Annotated in this window: 1 pseudogene; it reads right to left on the bottom strand. The window is 52.2% G+C overall.

Annotated features, from left to right (window positions below):
* Positions 1 to 2: 2 nt before the first annotated feature.
* A pseudogene (locus ACR0C3_RS23295) lies at positions 3 to 683 on the bottom strand (IS6 family transposase).
* Positions 684 to 728 lie beyond the last annotated feature (45 nt).

The following is a 728-nucleotide window of genomic DNA, read 5'->3' as shown; positions in this document are numbered from 1 at the left end:
AATCAGGTGGCGGGCTCAGCGAACTGTTGAATTGGGCAGAGTCCGGGCATGATTTGACCCTTGCCGATCATATGCGACACTTCGATTCCGACGAGCGTTGCCGCTGCTGAAGCGAAGGCCTTGAACCCCAGCATAGGCCGCGTGCGTCTCTTGATGAAACGGTGGTCCTGTTCCACGATATTATTCGAGTATTTCCGCCTCACGATCTCAATTGGGATCGGACAGCCAAAGCCTTTGAGCAATTTGTTGATTGCCTTGATGCCGGTGGTGTTGGCACCGCTCTTGTCGATAACAATCTTCCTCGGCAATAAATTGATCTCCAACATCCTGGCGAAGAACTTGGTGGCGGCTGGTTTGTTGCGACGCAGTGAAAGCCTGAATTCAAGGGGCTTGCCGTGCTTGTCAACAGGTCGATAGAGTCAAACTCACGCGCCTTTAACTCTGATGTAAGTTTCGTCCATTCTCCACGAACGATTACATGGCCCGTTGCGGCGACGTGCTGCCTAAGCGATTGCACCAGAATACCGTGTTGCCCTTCGGTTTAGAGAGGTATGGACCATTGAAACACGGCACTCGGCCATGATTTCTTACAGATCCCGGAAAGAGACACTGTATCGGTCATAGATAAACACCGCGAACAGGATCACAGCCTTCGGATATTGCGTGCCTTCGAAGGAAACCATGAACTGACTGTCGACGGGTTTTACCGAACGCCACTCACCCGCAGC

Source organism: Ruegeria sp. CK3 (genome assembly GCF_056536565.1).
The sequence above is the reverse complement of the archived record's forward strand: the minus strand, read 5'-3'. Positions and strand labels throughout refer to the sequence as shown.